This window comes from Pseudomonas sp. MDT2-39-1, assembly GCF_054898085.1.
Map to the genome: position 1 here is coordinate 2,993,708 of NZ_CM142716.1, position 13,756 is coordinate 3,007,463.

The 13,756-nt window shown below is 60.5% G+C and carries 13 protein-coding genes; 7 read left to right on the top strand and 6 right to left on the bottom strand.

Going from position 1 to position 13,756, the window contains the following annotated elements; all coding sequences use genetic code 11:
• Positions 1-28: 28 nt before the first annotated feature.
• Positions 29-1,321 (top strand): NAD(P)/FAD-dependent oxidoreductase, encoded by a 1,293-nt coding sequence (locus ACYZTM_RS14350; RefSeq protein WP_461989014.1) that lies wholly within the window; start codon positions 29-31, stop codon positions 1,319-1,321.
• A 144-nt stretch (positions 1,322-1,465) separates the two neighbouring features.
• On the opposite strand, the gene ACYZTM_RS14355 is transcribed toward ACYZTM_RS14350, so the two are convergent.
• Positions 1,466-1,711 carry a DUF1127 domain-containing protein gene (locus ACYZTM_RS14355; RefSeq protein ID WP_131060699.1) on the bottom strand — a complete coding sequence of 82 codons (246 nt, stop codon included), beginning with the start codon at positions 1,709-1,711 and terminating at the stop codon, positions 1,466-1,468.
• Positions 1,712-1,890: 179 nt separating this feature from the next.
• Between ACYZTM_RS14355 and ACYZTM_RS14360 the strand changes: the two genes are divergently transcribed.
• Positions 1,891-3,324, top strand: coding sequence for an aminotransferase-like domain-containing protein (locus tag ACYZTM_RS14360; protein WP_131060698.1), 1,434 nt, complete (start codon positions 1,891-1,893; stop codon positions 3,322-3,324).
• Between the two features lie 60 nt (positions 3,325-3,384).
• A complete protein-coding gene (locus ACYZTM_RS14365; protein WP_461989015.1) occupies positions 3,385-4,953 on the top strand; it encodes a phospholipase D family protein in 1,569 nt (522 codons plus the stop codon).
• A 136-nt stretch (positions 4,954-5,089) separates the two neighbouring features.
• Here ACYZTM_RS14365 and ACYZTM_RS14370 read toward each other — a convergent pair whose 3' ends face one another.
• Together ACYZTM_RS14370 and ACYZTM_RS14375 are read right to left on the bottom strand one after the other, a co-directional pair.
• Entirely contained in the window at positions 5,090-6,235 is a 1,146-nt protein-coding gene (locus ACYZTM_RS14370; RefSeq protein ID WP_461989016.1) for an MFS transporter, read from the bottom strand.
• A gap of 190 nt (positions 6,236-6,425) precedes the next feature.
• A complete protein-coding gene (locus ACYZTM_RS14375; RefSeq protein ID WP_131060695.1) occupies positions 6,426-7,919 on the bottom strand; it encodes an aldehyde dehydrogenase in 1,494 nt (497 codons plus the stop codon).
• A gap of 237 nt (positions 7,920-8,156) precedes the next feature.
• Here ACYZTM_RS14375 and ACYZTM_RS14380 point away from each other — a divergent pair, with 237 nt between their 5' ends.
• On the top strand, positions 8,157-8,519 hold the full coding sequence (locus tag ACYZTM_RS14380) for a cupin domain-containing protein (protein WP_131060694.1): 363 nt from the start codon (positions 8,157-8,159) through the stop codon (positions 8,517-8,519).
• Positions 8,520-8,710: 191 nt separating this feature from the next.
• Here the strand turns inward: ACYZTM_RS14380 and rpmG are convergent, their stop codons facing one another.
• The gene (rpmG, locus tag ACYZTM_RS14385) at positions 8,711-8,866 is read right to left on the bottom strand and encodes a 50S ribosomal protein L33 (protein ID WP_007894709.1); all 156 of its coding nucleotides are present in this window, start codon (positions 8,864-8,866) and stop codon (positions 8,711-8,713) included.
• 11 nt (positions 8,867-8,877) lie between these two features.
• On the bottom strand, positions 8,878-9,111 hold the full coding sequence (gene rpmB / locus ACYZTM_RS14390; RefSeq protein ID WP_007894701.1) for a 50S ribosomal protein L28: 234 nt from the start codon (positions 9,109-9,111) through the stop codon (positions 8,878-8,880).
• Positions 9,112-9,557: 446 nt separating this feature from the next.
• On the opposite strand from rpmB, the gene ACYZTM_RS14395 reads away from it, so the two are divergent.
• Entirely contained in the window at positions 9,558-11,144 is a 1,587-nt protein-coding gene (locus ACYZTM_RS14395; protein ID WP_461989017.1) for an ABC transporter substrate-binding protein, read from the top strand.
• A gap of 129 nt (positions 11,145-11,273) precedes the next feature.
• Here the strand turns inward: ACYZTM_RS14395 and radC are convergent, their stop codons facing one another.
• Positions 11,274-11,948 (bottom strand): RadC family protein, encoded by a 675-nt coding sequence (gene radC, locus ACYZTM_RS14400; RefSeq protein WP_131060692.1) that lies wholly within the window; start codon positions 11,946-11,948, stop codon positions 11,274-11,276.
• Between the two features lie 137 nt (positions 11,949-12,085).
• Between radC and coaBC the strand changes: the two genes are divergently transcribed.
• Together coaBC and dut are read left to right on the top strand one after the other, a co-directional pair.
• Complete coding sequence (gene coaBC / locus ACYZTM_RS14405) at positions 12,086-13,294, top strand: bifunctional phosphopantothenoylcysteine decarboxylase/phosphopantothenate--cysteine ligase CoaBC (RefSeq protein WP_077748581.1); 1,209 nt, start codon at positions 12,086-12,088, stop codon at positions 13,292-13,294.
• Between the two features lie 5 nt (positions 13,295-13,299).
• Complete coding sequence (gene dut / locus ACYZTM_RS14410; RefSeq protein ID WP_010465200.1) at positions 13,300-13,755, top strand: dUTP diphosphatase; 456 nt, start codon at positions 13,300-13,302, stop codon at positions 13,753-13,755.
• Position 13,756: the final 1 nt, after the last annotated feature.

The following is a 13,756-nucleotide window of genomic DNA, read 5'->3' on the forward strand; positions in this document are numbered from 1 at the left end:
TTCTAGACACTGAATCAGGGACGCTCACATGAATGCCCGTGCCCAGCACACCGCCTCTTACTACGCCGCCAGCAGCCTGTCGCAACCCGATCATCCGGTACTGCAAGGCGACCTGGTGGCGGACGTGTGCGTGGTCGGTGGCGGGTTTTCCGGGCTGAACACGGCGCTCGAACTGGCCGAACGCGGGTTCAGTGTGGTGCTGCTGGAAGCGCACAAGATCGGCTGGGGCGCCAGTGGACGCAATGGCGGGCAGTTGATTCGTGGCGTCGGCCATGGCCTCGAGCAGTTCACCAACGTGATCGGTGCGGACGGCGTGCGCCAGATGAAACTCATGGGCCTGGAAGCGGTGGAGATCGTCCGCCAGCGCGTCGAGCGTTTTCAGATCCCTTGCGACCTGACCTGGGGTTACTGCGACCTGGCGAACAAACCCCGCGACCTCGAAGGGTTCGCCGAAGACGCCGAAGAGCTTCGCAGCCTCGGCTACCGATACGCAACACGGCTGCTGCAAGCCGATGAAATGCACACGGTCGTAGGTTCGGATCGCTACGTCGGGGGCCTGATCGACATGGGGTCGGGCCATCTTCACCCGCTTAACCTGGCGCTGGGCGAAGCCGCCGCCGCGCAGCAGTTGGGCGCGAAGCTGTTCGAACTATCGGCGGTGACCCGCATCGATTACGGCCCCGAGGTCAAGGTCCATACCGCCCAAGGCTCGGTTCGCGCCAAGACGCTGGTGCTGGGCTGCAACGCTTACCTCAACGAACTCAATCCCGAGCTCAGCGGCAAAGTGCTGCCCGCCGGCAGCTACATCATTGCCACCGAGCCATTGAGTGAAGAACTGGCGCACTCACTGCTGCCGCAGAACATGGCGGTCTGCGATCAACGGGTGGCGCTGGATTACTACCGACTCTCGGCGGATCGCCGCTTGCTGTTTGGCGGTGCCTGCCACTATTCAGGTCGCGATCCGAAGGACATCGGCGCGTACATGCGGCCGAAGATGCTGGAAGTCTTCCCGCAACTGGGCGGGGTGAAGATCGACTATCAATGGGGCGGGATGATCGGCATCGGCGCCAACCGCCTGCCGCAGATCGGGCGACTCAAGGACCAGCCGAATGTGTATTACGCCCAGGCGTATTCCGGGCATGGGTTGAATGCCACGCATTTGGCGGGCAAGTTGTTGGCCGAGGCGATCAGTGGGCAGCAGGGTGGTGGGTTTGATTTGTTTGCCAAGGTGCCGCATATCACCTTCCCGGGCGGGAAGCATTTGCGCTCGCCGTTGTTGGCGTTGGGGATGTTGTGGCATCGGCTTAAAGAGTTGGTCTGAGAGATTTGTGGCGTCAGTGACGACGCCTTCGCGAGCAAGCCCGCTCCCACATTAGATCGTCGTCGAACACAAAATCTGTGCTCGCTGAAGACCTAATGTGGGAGCGGGCTTGCTCGCGAATGGATCTAACGAACACCACAAAACTCAGATCCGCCAGAAAGGCTTAAGCCCCTCCTCCCGCGCCTGCTCCCGACTCAACCCGACATCCCTGAGCTGCGGCGGCGTTAGCTCCAGCAACGCCTTGCGCGTGTGCAGACGATGCCAGAACAGGCCCCAGCGACTCAGGCCGGACGGTGCGTTGCGCATCACTGCCTCGCGTGCACCGTTTATTTGCCCTGCCGCCAGTTCCTGACTGTGTATCGTCAGCCGCACATCGCTCAAGCCGTTCATTTTGATTGCTCCTGTTTACTTGGGTAGCCAGAGCTTTCATGATGCGCGGACGGCGAAAAGCATTACAGATTCAAAGTATCTGTATTAACTCCATACAGATTTACCGATTTAGCGTCTGAATCCTATATTTGCGCCCGATCTGTATTGGTTAACCGAATCACCCACTCCGAGACTGCGCCATGACCCTTTACGTCAACCTCGCCGAATTACTCGGCATGCGTATCGAACAGGGTTTCTATCGCCCCGGTGACCGGCTGCCCTCGGTGCGGGCGTTGAGTGTCGAGCACGGGGTCAGCCTGAGCACGGTGCAGCAGGCCTATCGCGTGCTGGAAGACAGCGGGCTGGCGACACCCAAACCCAAGTCCGGCTACTTCGTACCGGTGGGTCGCGAACTGCCGGAGCTGCCGGCCATTGGCCGCCCGGCCCAGCGCCCGGTGGATATTTCGCAGTGGGATCAGGTGCTGGAACTGATCCGCGCCGTCCCCCGCAAGGATGTCGTGCAACTGGGTCGCGGCATGCCGGACATCGCCACGCCGACTATGAAACCGCTGCTGCGCAACCTGGCGCGAATCAGCCGTCGGCAGGACATGCCCGGCCTGTATTACGACAACATCTACGGCACCCTCGAACTGCGCGAACAGATCGCCCGCCTGATGCTCGATTCCGGTTGCCAATTGACGGCCCACGACCTGGTGGTGACCACCGGTTGCCACGAAGCGCTGTCCACCAGCATTCGCGCCATCTGCGAGCCGGGGGATATTGTGGCGGTGGACTCGCCGAGCTTTCACGGCGCCATGCAGACCCTCAAGGGCCTGGGCATGAAAGCCCTGGAAATCCCCACCGACCCGCTCACCGGGATCAGCCTCGATGCGCTCGAACTGGCCCTGGAGCAGTGGCCGATCAAGGCCATACAGTTGACCCCCAACTGCAACAACCCACTGGGCTACATCATGCCGGAGTCGCGCAAACGCGCGTTGTTGACGCTTGCACAGCGTTTCGATGTGGCGATTATCGAAGACGATGTGTATGGCGAGCTTTCCTACAGCTACCCGCGTCCACGCACGATCAAATCCTTCGACGAAGACGGCCGCGTCCTCCTGTGCAGTTCCTTTTCCAAGACCCTGGCGCCCGGTCTGCGTATCGGCTGGGTAGCGCCGGGCCGCTATCTGGAACGGGTGCTGCACATGAAATACATCAGCACTGGCTCCACTGCGCCGCAACCGCAGATTGCCATCGCCGAATTCCTCAAGGCCGGTCACTTCGAACCGCATTTGCGGCGGATGCGCACGCAATACCAGCGCAATCGCGACATGATGATCGACTGGGTCACACGTTACTTTCCCGCCGGCACCCGCGCCAGTCGCCCGCAAGGCAGCTTCATGTTGTGGGTTGAGCTGCCGGAAGGCTTCGACACCCTGAAACTGAATCGCGCCCTGCACGATCAAGGCGTACAGATTGCCGTCGGCAGCATCTTTTCCGCCTCGGGCAAGTACCGCAATTGCCTGCGGATGAACTACGCTGCCAAGCCAACACCGCTGATCGAAGAGGCCGTGCGAAAGGTCGGCGCCGCAGCGATCAAACTGCTGGCGGAAACGGATCGCATCACCGACTGACCTTTCTGAGGAAACCGGCGTCCATATGCCGACATTTGCCGCCAATCGGAACGATCCCACGTGAGAGTCAGACAGCCCCTGCTCGCTCTTCTGTTACTCGCCTCGTTCCTGGGCGGTTGCGCCAGCTTCGACGTTCAACGCGAACCGAGCCAGGCCCTGCCCGCCAGCGATTCGGCATTCGGCCGTTCAATTCAGGCCCAGGCCGCGCCCCATGAGGGCAAGTCCGGTTTTCGTTTGCTGTCCAATAGCGGCGAAGCCTTCATGGCCCGTGCCGAGCTGATTCGCAACGCCCAAAGCAGCCTCGACTTGCAGTACTACATCGTGCATGACGGCATCAGCACGCGGATGCTGGTGGACGAGTTGCTCAAGGCGGCGGACCGCGGCGTGCGGGTGAGAATCCTGCTCGATGACACCACCAGCGACGGCCTGGACTGGATCATCGCCACGCTTGCCGCGCACCCGCAGATCCAGATCCGCCTGTTCAACCCGCTGCATCTGGGCCGTGCCACGGGCGTGACGCGAACCATGGGCCGGTTGTTCAACCTGTCGCTGCAACACCGGCGCATGCACAACAAGTTGTGGCTGGCGGACAACAGCGCGGCCATCGTCGGCGGGCGCAACCTCGGAGACGAATACTTCGACGCCAAGCCCAACCTGAATTTCACCGACATCGACATGCTCGGCGTCGGACCGGTGGCCGAGCAGCTTGGCCACAGCTTCGACCAGTACTGGAACAGCGCACTGAGCAAACCGATCGATGAATTCCTGTCAAGCAAACCGACGCAAAAGGACCTGCAAAATACCCGCACGCGCCTGGAAGAATCGCTGGAAGAAACCCGCAAGCAGAATCACGCGCTGTATCAGCAGCTGATGACTTACACCACACAGCCACGCATGGACATCTGGCGCCGGGAGCTGATCTGGGCGTGGAACCAGGCGTTGTGGGATGCACCGAGCAAGGTGCTGTCAGACGGCGAGCCTGACCCGCATTTGCTGCTGACCACGCAACTGGCGCCCGAGCTGACAGGCGTCAGCAAAGAACTGATCATGATCTCGGCTTACTTCGTGCCGGGGCAGCCGGGGCTGGTTTACCTTACCGGTCGGGCCGACGCCGGAGTCTCCGTCAGCTTGCTGACCAACTCGCTGGAAGCCACGGACGTGCCGGCCGTGCACGGCGGTTATGCGCCTTATCGCAGGGCGCTGCTGGAACATGGTGTGAAGTTGTACGAATTGCGCCGTCAGCCCGGCGAAGGTGGCGGTAGCGGGCCGCATATTTTCTACGGCAAATCCTTTCGTGGTTCCGATTCGAGCCTGCACAGCAAGGCGATGATCTTCGACCAGCAGAAATCCTTTATCGGCTCGTTCAACTTCGACCCGCGCTCGGTGCTGTGGAACACCGAGGTCGGGGTGTTGGTGGACAGCCCCGAACTCGCCGCGCATGTGCGCAAAGCAGCCATGGAGGGTATGGCGCCGCCCTTGAGTTATCAGGTCAATCTGGAGAACGACCGGATCGTCTGGGAGACGGAAGACGACGGCAAGATGCACACGCTGACCAAGGAACCCGGGAGCCTGTGGCGCCGGTTCAATTCCTGGTTCAGCACGGCGGTCGGCCTGGAGCGGATGCTCTGACAGACGATAAACATCCCTGTGGGAGCGGGCTTGCTCGCGAAAGCGGTGGGTCAGTCGACATCATCGTCGGATGACCCACCGCTTTCGCGAGCAAGCCCGCTCCCACATGGGGATGTGGCTGCCTGGCAATTCGGCGTCAGGCAGGCTCGGCAACTGTGCCAAACGCGCCTTGGCGCCTCAGCAAAATCACCAACCCGAACGCGCCCGCCGCCATCAACAACGGCAAGGCGTGACCGCTGATCCACTGGCTGCCCGCACCAGCGGCCAACGGTCCGATCAGGCAACCAATGCCCCACAGCTGCGCAATATGCGCATTGGCTCGCACCAGCGCATCGTCGCGATAGCGTTCGCCGATCAAGATCAGCGACAACGTGAACAATCCCCCGGCGCTGGCGCCAAACAGCACCCACAACGGCCAGATCAGCAGCGTGTCGATCAGCAACGGGATCGCCAGGCTCGAGAGCATCAGCACCACCGCGCAACCGGTGAACAACGTGCGTCGCGACAGGCGATCCGCCAGTGCGCCAATCGGCAGTTGCAGCAAGGCATCACCCACCACCACGGTGCTGACCATCGCCAGCGCGATTTCCGTGGTGAAGCCCTGACGCAGGCAATAAACCGGCAGCAAGGTCAGGATCATCGCTTCGAACGCGGCGAACAGCGCCACTCCCCAGGCAATCGCCGGCAGACCTCGGCAGAAGCCCCACAAGTCGCTGAAGGTCACGCTGCAGGCTTCGCTGGTCGGTGCGCCGCTGCGGCCCAGCAGCAGGAACGGCGCCGCCGTGAGCAAACCGACGCCGACCCAGAATCCGTAATCGTGTTCGGTGCCCAGAACGCCCAGCAGCAAAGGCCCGGCCAACTGACTCAGCGCATAGCTGCTGCCATACAGCGCCACCAATCGCCCGCGCCATTGTTCGACCACCAGTTGATTGATCCAGCTTTCACCGAGGATGAAGACCAGGGTCAGGATCACCCCGATCATCAGGCGCAACACCAACCAGACCGGATAACTCGGCAACAGCGCCAGCAAACCGATGGACACCGCCCCGGCCCACAGGCACAGGCGCATCAGATTGGCAGTGCCAAGGCGCGAGGCCAGATGGCTGGAGATCTTCGCCCCCAGCAGCACGCCAATGGCCGGCATCGCCGCCATTACGCCGATAGCGAACGAGCCGTAGCCCCAGCTTTCCAGGCGAAACGACACCAGCGGCATGCTGACACCCAGGGCCAGGCCGACACTCAAGACAGACGCCAACACGGCGAAATAAGTCGCCCAACGCATTTCCCACGCTCCTGTGGATATTATTTTTCACAGACGACACAAAACAAATGTGGGAGCGGGCTTGCTCGCGAAGAGGCCATCACATCCAACATCATCGTTGGCTGTTACGGCGCCTTCGCGAGCAAGCCCGCTCCCACAAGGGATCTGCGTCGCTCAGGAGCCCGATCGACTATCGGGCTCCATCGCTGGCTTACAACTTGATCCAGGTCGCCTTCAGCTCGGTGTACTTGTCGAACGCGTGCAGCGACTTGTCGCGGCCGTTACCCGACTGCTTGAAGCCACCAAACGGGGCAGTCATGTCGCCGCCATCGTACTGATTGACCCAAACGCTACCGGCACGCAGCGCTTTGGCGGTCAGGTGAGCCTTGGAGATGTCCTTGGTCCACACCGCTGCGGCGAGGCCGTAAGGTGTGTCGTTGGCAATCGCAACGGCTTCTTCGGCGGTATCGAAAGCGATCACCGACAACACTGGGCCAAAGATTTCTTCCTGAGCGATTTTCATCGCGTTGTTCACACCGTCGAAAATCGTTGGTTCAACGTAGGTGCCACCGCTTTCCTGAAGCGTGCGCTTACCGCCAGCCACCAGTTTGGCGCCATCGGCGTGGCCGGATTCGATGTAGGACAGCACGGTGTTCATCTGCTGGGTATCCACCAGCGCGCCTACGTTGGTCGCCGGGTCCAGCGGGTTGCCCGGTTTCCAGGTCTTCAGCGCTTCGATCACCAGCGGCAGGAAGGTGTCCTTGATCGAACGTTCGACCAGCAGACGCGAACCGGCGGTGCAGACTTCACCCTGGTTGAAGGCGATGGCACCGGCCGCCGCCTCGGCTGCGGCTTGCAGGTCCGGGGCATCGGCGAACACGATGTTCGGGCTCTTGCCGCCGGCTTCGAGCCAGACGCGCTTCATGTTCGATTCGCCGGAGTAGATCAGCAATTGCTTGGCGATCTTGGTCGAACCGGTGAACACCAGGGTGTCGACATCGTTGTGCAGGGCCAAGGCCTTGCCGACGGTGTGACCGTAGCCTGGCAGGACGTTCAGCACGCCTTTCGGGATACCGGCTTCAACGGCCAGCGCGGCAATGCGGATAGCCGTCAGCGGCGATTTTTCGGACGGTTTGAGGATCACCGAGTTACCGGTGGACAGCGCCGGGCCGAGTTTCCAGCAGGCCATCATCAGCGGGAAGTTCCACGGCACGATCGCGCCGACGACGCCGATGGGTTCGCGAGTCACCAGACCCAGTTGGTCATGGGGAGTCGCGGCCACTTCGTCGTAGATCTTGTCGATGGCTTCACCGCTCCAGCTCAGGGCTTGCGCCGCGCCGGGAACGTCGATGTACAGGGAATCGCTGATTGGCTTGCCCATGTCCAGGGTTTCAAGCAGGGCCAGCTCTTCGGCGTGCTGTTTCAGCAGGCCGGCAAAACGAATCATGGTGGCTTTGCGTTTGGTCGGCGCCAGACGCGACCAGACGCCGGAATTGAAGGTGGCGCGGGCATTTTCAACAGCGCGCTGGGCATCGGCGGCGTCACAGCTGGCAATCTTGCCCAGCAGACGGCCATCGACCGGGCTGATGCACTCGAAGGTCTCGGCGGAGACAGCATCGGTGTATTCGCCATTGATGTAGGCGCGGCCTTCGATCTTCAGATCGCGAGCCCGTTGTTCCCAATCGGCACGAGTCAGGGTGGTCATACGAGTGTCCTCCTCTTATTGAATACGAGCGCCCCGCGGTCTTCGCGGGTGCTGTCAGGAATTCTGCCCAGCCAGCCTGCTTTTCGGCCCAAGGCAACCGCCACCCTAAACCAGCGGCAGGTGAAGTTTCAATATATTTGACATAAGGCCGGCAAACGGCCTTGCGATGTTCATTTTAATAAACATAGACTTTGGGTCTTTTCAGGCATCGCGCCGCAATCACGGGGAATTACAACAATGAATATCCAGGATGTCGTCGACTTCAGCCAGGCCACCACCCAACCCGAACGCTACCGGCCCGACCCGGCAAAAGTCCTCAAGGGCGACCCCGAGCAGTCGGTCTACAACCATTACAACAGCCCTTGCGGCCAGTTGAATGCGGGTGTTTGGGAAGGCGCAGTCGGCCAGTGGCATGTGAACTTCACCGAGCATGAATACTGCGAGATCGTTCAGGGCGTTTCAGTGCTGCGCGACAACGACGGCAACAGCAAAACCGTGCGTGCGGGGGATCGTTTTGTGATCCCGGCCGGGTTCCGCGGCACTTGGGAAGTGCTGGAAACGTGCCGCAAGATCTACGTGGCGTTTGAACAGAAGGCCTGAGGATTTGCGCTGTCTGGGCTGACGCCTTCGCGAGCAAGCCCGCTCCCACACTGGATTTGTGAGCGGCGCAGATCTAATGTGGGAGCGGGCTTGCTCGCGAAGAGGCCCTGACAGCCAACGCAAAACCCTTAGGCAACAAAAAAGGCCCGTATCTCGCGATACGGGCCTTTTTCGTAAGAGGGAAAAATCAATTACTTGATTTTGCCTTCTTTGTAGATCACGTGCTTGCGAACAACCGGATCAAATTTCTTGATCTCGATTTTGTCCGGAGTAGTGCGCTTGTTCTTGTCGGTAGTGTAGAAGTGACCAGTACCGGCGCTCGAAATCAAACGAATCAATTCACGCATGATTAGCTCCCTTAGATCTTGCCAGCTTTGCGGATTTCGGCCAGCACGACAGTGATGCCACGCTTGTCGATGATACGCATGCCTTTGGCAGATACGCGCAGACGCACGAAACGTTTCTCTTCTTCAACCCAGAAGCGGTGATGCTGCAGGTTCGGCAGGAAACGACGACGGGTTTTGTTGTTTGCGTGGGAAATGTTATTCCCAGTCACCGGACCCTTACCGGTAACTTGACATACTCTCGACATGCCTCAGCCCTCTAAAACCACATGCCCAACCCGGCATGGGTTGGCCGCTTAATCTCTCAGTCATTTGGCGCCAGGCGCCGCGTTTCTTTAGAGGTCTTACCGGCTACACCTACAGTGAAGGAACCGGGCCCCTAGAAAAGAGCGCTGCTTTATACCAGATAGACTGAGGTGCAACAACATTCCGTGTGAACAGACTTGATAAAAACCCCGTTTTTCAGGCTGCGAGCGCCTTGGATAAAGGCTATCGTCGATAAAGACCGCTCGTCGCAGAACATCGACCAACCGGCCAATTCAGGGTATCGCACAGGCAGTACGCACCGAAAACAAGCGCACATAGTCCCCTTAAAATGAAAAAGGGGATAGTCATTTGCAAAAGAGCCCACTAGGGTAAGCCTTTTCCAGACTGCACTTGCAGATGGGCCTTCGATCTGTAAAGGAATCCGACCATGCGCCTCGCTGCCCTACCGCTGCTGCTCGCCCCTCTTCTGCTGAGCCCATTGGCCCATGCCGCCGCCCTGAGCGTGTGTACCGAGGCAAGCCCGGAAGGGTTCGACGTGGTGCAATACAACTCGCTGACCACCACCAATGCCTCGGCCGACGTACTGATGAACCGCCTGGTGGACTTCGACACCGCCAGCGGCAAAGTGGTCGCCAGCCTCGCGGACAGTTGGGAAGTCACCCCCGATGGCCTGACGTATGTGTTCAAACTGCACCCGCAGGTGAAATTCCACCGCACCGAGTACTTCAGCCCGACACGCGAGCTGACCGCCGAAGACGTGAAATTCAGCTTCGACCGCATGCTCGACCCGGCAAACCCTTGGCACAAAGTTGCCCAGAGCGGCTTCCCGCACGCCCAGTCGATGCAGTTGCCAGCGCTGATCAAGAAGATCGATGCACTCGACCCGTTGACCGTGCGTTTTACCCTCGATCACCCGGACTCGACCTTTCTCGCGACCCTGAGCATGGGCTTTGCCTCGATCTATTCCGCCGAATACGCCGACAAACTGCTGAAGGCCGGCACGCCCGAGAAGCTCAACAGCCAACCGATCGGCAGCGGCCCATTCGTCTTCACGCGCTTTCAGAAAGATGCCTCGATTCGCTACAAAGCCAACCCGGACTACTTCCGTGGCAAGCCTTCGGTGGACCCGCTGATCTTCGCCATCACACCGGATGCCAACGTGCGATTGCAGAAACTGCGCCGCAACGAGTGCCAGATCGCCCTGTCGCCCAAGCCACTGGACGTACAGGCCGCGCTGAAAGAACCGACATTGAAAGTGGAAAAGACTGACGCCTTCATGACCGCGTTTGTCGGCATCAACAGCCAGCATCCACCGCTGGATAAACCTGAAGTGCGTCAGGCAATCAACCTCGCGTTCGACAAGGCCAACTACGTCAAAGCCGTGTTCGAAGACACCGCCGAGCGCGCAAACGGCCCGTACCCGCCCAACACCTGGAGCTACGCCAAAGGCTTGCCGGGTTACCCGCATGACATCGAAAAGGCCCGGGCATTGATGGCCAAGGCCGGGTTGAAGGATGGCTTCCAGACCACCATCTGGACCCGACCTTCCGGCAGCCTGCTCAACCCGAACCCGAGCCTCAGCGCTCAAATGCTGCAATCCGACCTTGCTGAGATCGGTATTCAGGCCGAGATTCGGGTAATCGAATGGGGCGAACTGATTCGCCGCGCCAAGGCAGGTGAACATGACCTGCTGTTCATGGGCTGGGCCGGCGACAACGGTGACCCGGACAACTTCCTCACGCCGCAGTTTTCCTGCGCCGCGGTCAAATCCGGCACCAACTTCGCCCGTTACTGCAACCAGGACCTGGACAAGCTGATCAGCGCCGGCAAGACCACCGGCGAGCAGGGTGTGCGTACCAAGCTTTACGAACAGGCTCAGGCGCAGATCCAGCAACAGGCGCTGTGGCTGCCGCTGGCGCACCCAACCGCTTTCGCCCTGACGCGCAAGGACGTCGAGGGTTATGCAGTCAGCCCGTTCGGCCGCCAGGATTACTCGAAGGTCAACCTCAAATAACAGCCACACCACAAAAAACTGTGGGAGCGAGCTTGCTCGCGAGAAGGCGTCCTGTCAGTCAACCTATTCAGTGACTGAAAGAATGCAATCGCGAGCAAGCTCGCTCCCACAGGGATTTTGGCTACCCCGCTACATCCACCCATACTCAGCCATCGACAGCGGATCGCCGTCGCCGATGATGAAATGGTCGAGCACCCGCACATCAACCAGCTCGAGCGCCTCTTGCAGACGCTTGGTCAGCAGCCGATCGGCCTGACTGGGATCGGGATTGCCCGACGGGTGGTTATGGCAGAGGATCAATGCGGCGGCGTTGTGGGCCAATGCGCGCTTGACCACCTGTCGCGGGTACACGCTGGTGTTGTCGATGGAGCCGCGAAACAGCACCTCAAATGTCAGCACCCGGTGTTTGGAATCCAGAAACAGGCAGCCGAAGACCTCATGCGGCTCGTGACGCAGCATCGACTTGAGATAGTCACGCACCGCCAGCGGGCTCTCCATCACCGAATCACGCCGCAGCCGTTCTGCCAGATGCCGGCGGGCCATTTCCAGTACCGCCTGCAACTGCGCAAACTTTGCCGGTCCAAGCCCGAGCTCACCGCTGAAGGTCCGAAGGTCGGCCTCGAGCAACGTGCGCAGGCTGCCAAATTGCTGCAACAGGTGTCGCGCCAAATCCACCGCGCTTTTACCCGCCACGCCAGTTCGTAAAAAAATCGCCAGCAGTTCGGCGTCCGAAAGACTCCCAGAACCCAACTCAAGTAACCTCTCCCGCGGGCGCTCCGCCGCCGGCCAATCGCGAATGCTCATAGCACCTCCATGTGTGTTTGGGCGCCGCTGTTCCATTGCGGTCGCTGTGATATCGTAGCCCATCTTTTTTGCGAGCGATTTCACTCCTGGGGAGGGGGTATCGCCACGCAGTCATCAACGAAATGAAAGGCAGACCTATGCAGCGGCTGTATCGGAAACGCATCGTTCTGGGCGTCGGCGGCGGTATTGCTGCCTACAAGAGCGCCGACCTGGTTCGCCGCCTGATCGACCAAGGCGCCGAAGTGCGCGTGGTCATGACCCGTGGCGGCAGCGAGTTCATCACCCCGCTGACCATGCAGGCCTTGTCCGGCCACCCGGTTCATCTGGACCTGCTGGACCCGGCGGCTGAAGCTGCGATGGGCCACATCGAACTGGCCAAGTGGGCCGACATGGTGCTGATTGCCCCCGCTACTGCGGACCTGATCGCCCGTCTGGCCCAAGGCATTGCCGACGACCTGCTGACCACGCTGGTGCTGGCCACCGACGCCGTGGTCGCCGTTGCCCCGGCGATGAACCAGGCCATGTGGCGCGACCCCGCGACCCAAGCCAACCTGCAAACCCTCGAAAGCCGCGACATCAAAGCCTTCGGTCCGGCCTCCGGCAGCCAGGCCTGTGGGGACGTCGGCCTGGGCCGCATGCTCGAAGCCGTCGAACTCGCCCAATGCGCGGCGGACTGCTTCAAGCGTCAGGCATTGACCGGCAAACACGTGCTGATCACCGCTGGCCCAACCCAGGAAAACATCGACCCGGTGCGCTACATCACCAACCACAGCTCCGGAAAAATGGGCTTCGCCCTGGCCGAAGCCGCGGTGGAAGCTGGCGCCCGCGTGACACTGATCACCGGCCCGGTGCACCTGCCGACCCCGGATCGCGTTACCCGCATCGACGTGGTCAGCGCCCGCGACATGCTCGCTGCCTGCGAAGCCGCAATCCCCTGCGACCTGTTTATTGCCTCGGCAGCGGTCGCGGATTATCGCCCGGAAGTCGTTGCCCCACAGAAACTCAAGAAAGATCCCACGAACGGCGACGGCTTGTTGCTACAGATGGTGCGTAACCCGGACATTCTGGCCACCATCGCCACGCGCCCCGACCGTCCGTTCAGTGTCGGTTTCGCCGCCGAAACCGAACACCTGCTCGATTACGCTGCGCGCAAGTTGAAAGACAAGAACCTCGATTTGATCGTCGCCAACGACGTCGCCAACCCGAGCATTGGCTTCAACAGCGAAGAAAACGCCTGCAGCGTGATCGATCGTGAGCTGCACGCCACACTTTTCGCCCAGACCAGCAAGAGCAAAATCGCTCGCCAGCTGATCACTTTTATCGCCGAACGTCTGAACCAGGTTTAATTTACATGCACGCTTTGCAAGCCAAGATCCTCGACCCCCGCATCGGTACCGAATTCCCGCTGCCGCAGTACGCCACGCCAGGCTCCGCTGGCCTCGACCTGCGCGCCATGCTGGAAAAAGACACCGTGATCAAGCCGGGCGAAACCCTGCTGATCCCGACCGGCCTGTCCGTCTACATTGGCGATCCAGGCCTGGCGGCGCTGATTCTGCCGCGCTCCGGTCTGGGCCATAAACACGGCATCGTGCTGGGCAATCTGGTCGGTTTGATCGACTCCGATTACCAGGGTCCGCTGATGGTTTCGTGCTGGAACCGTGGCCAGACCGACTTCAACATGGTCGTCGGTGAACGTCTGGCGCAGCTGGTACTTGTGCCGGTGGTTCAAGCGCACTTCGAGATGGTCGAAGAGTTCGTTGAAACCGAGCGCGGCGCTGGTGGCTTCGGGCATTCGGGCAGCCATTGAT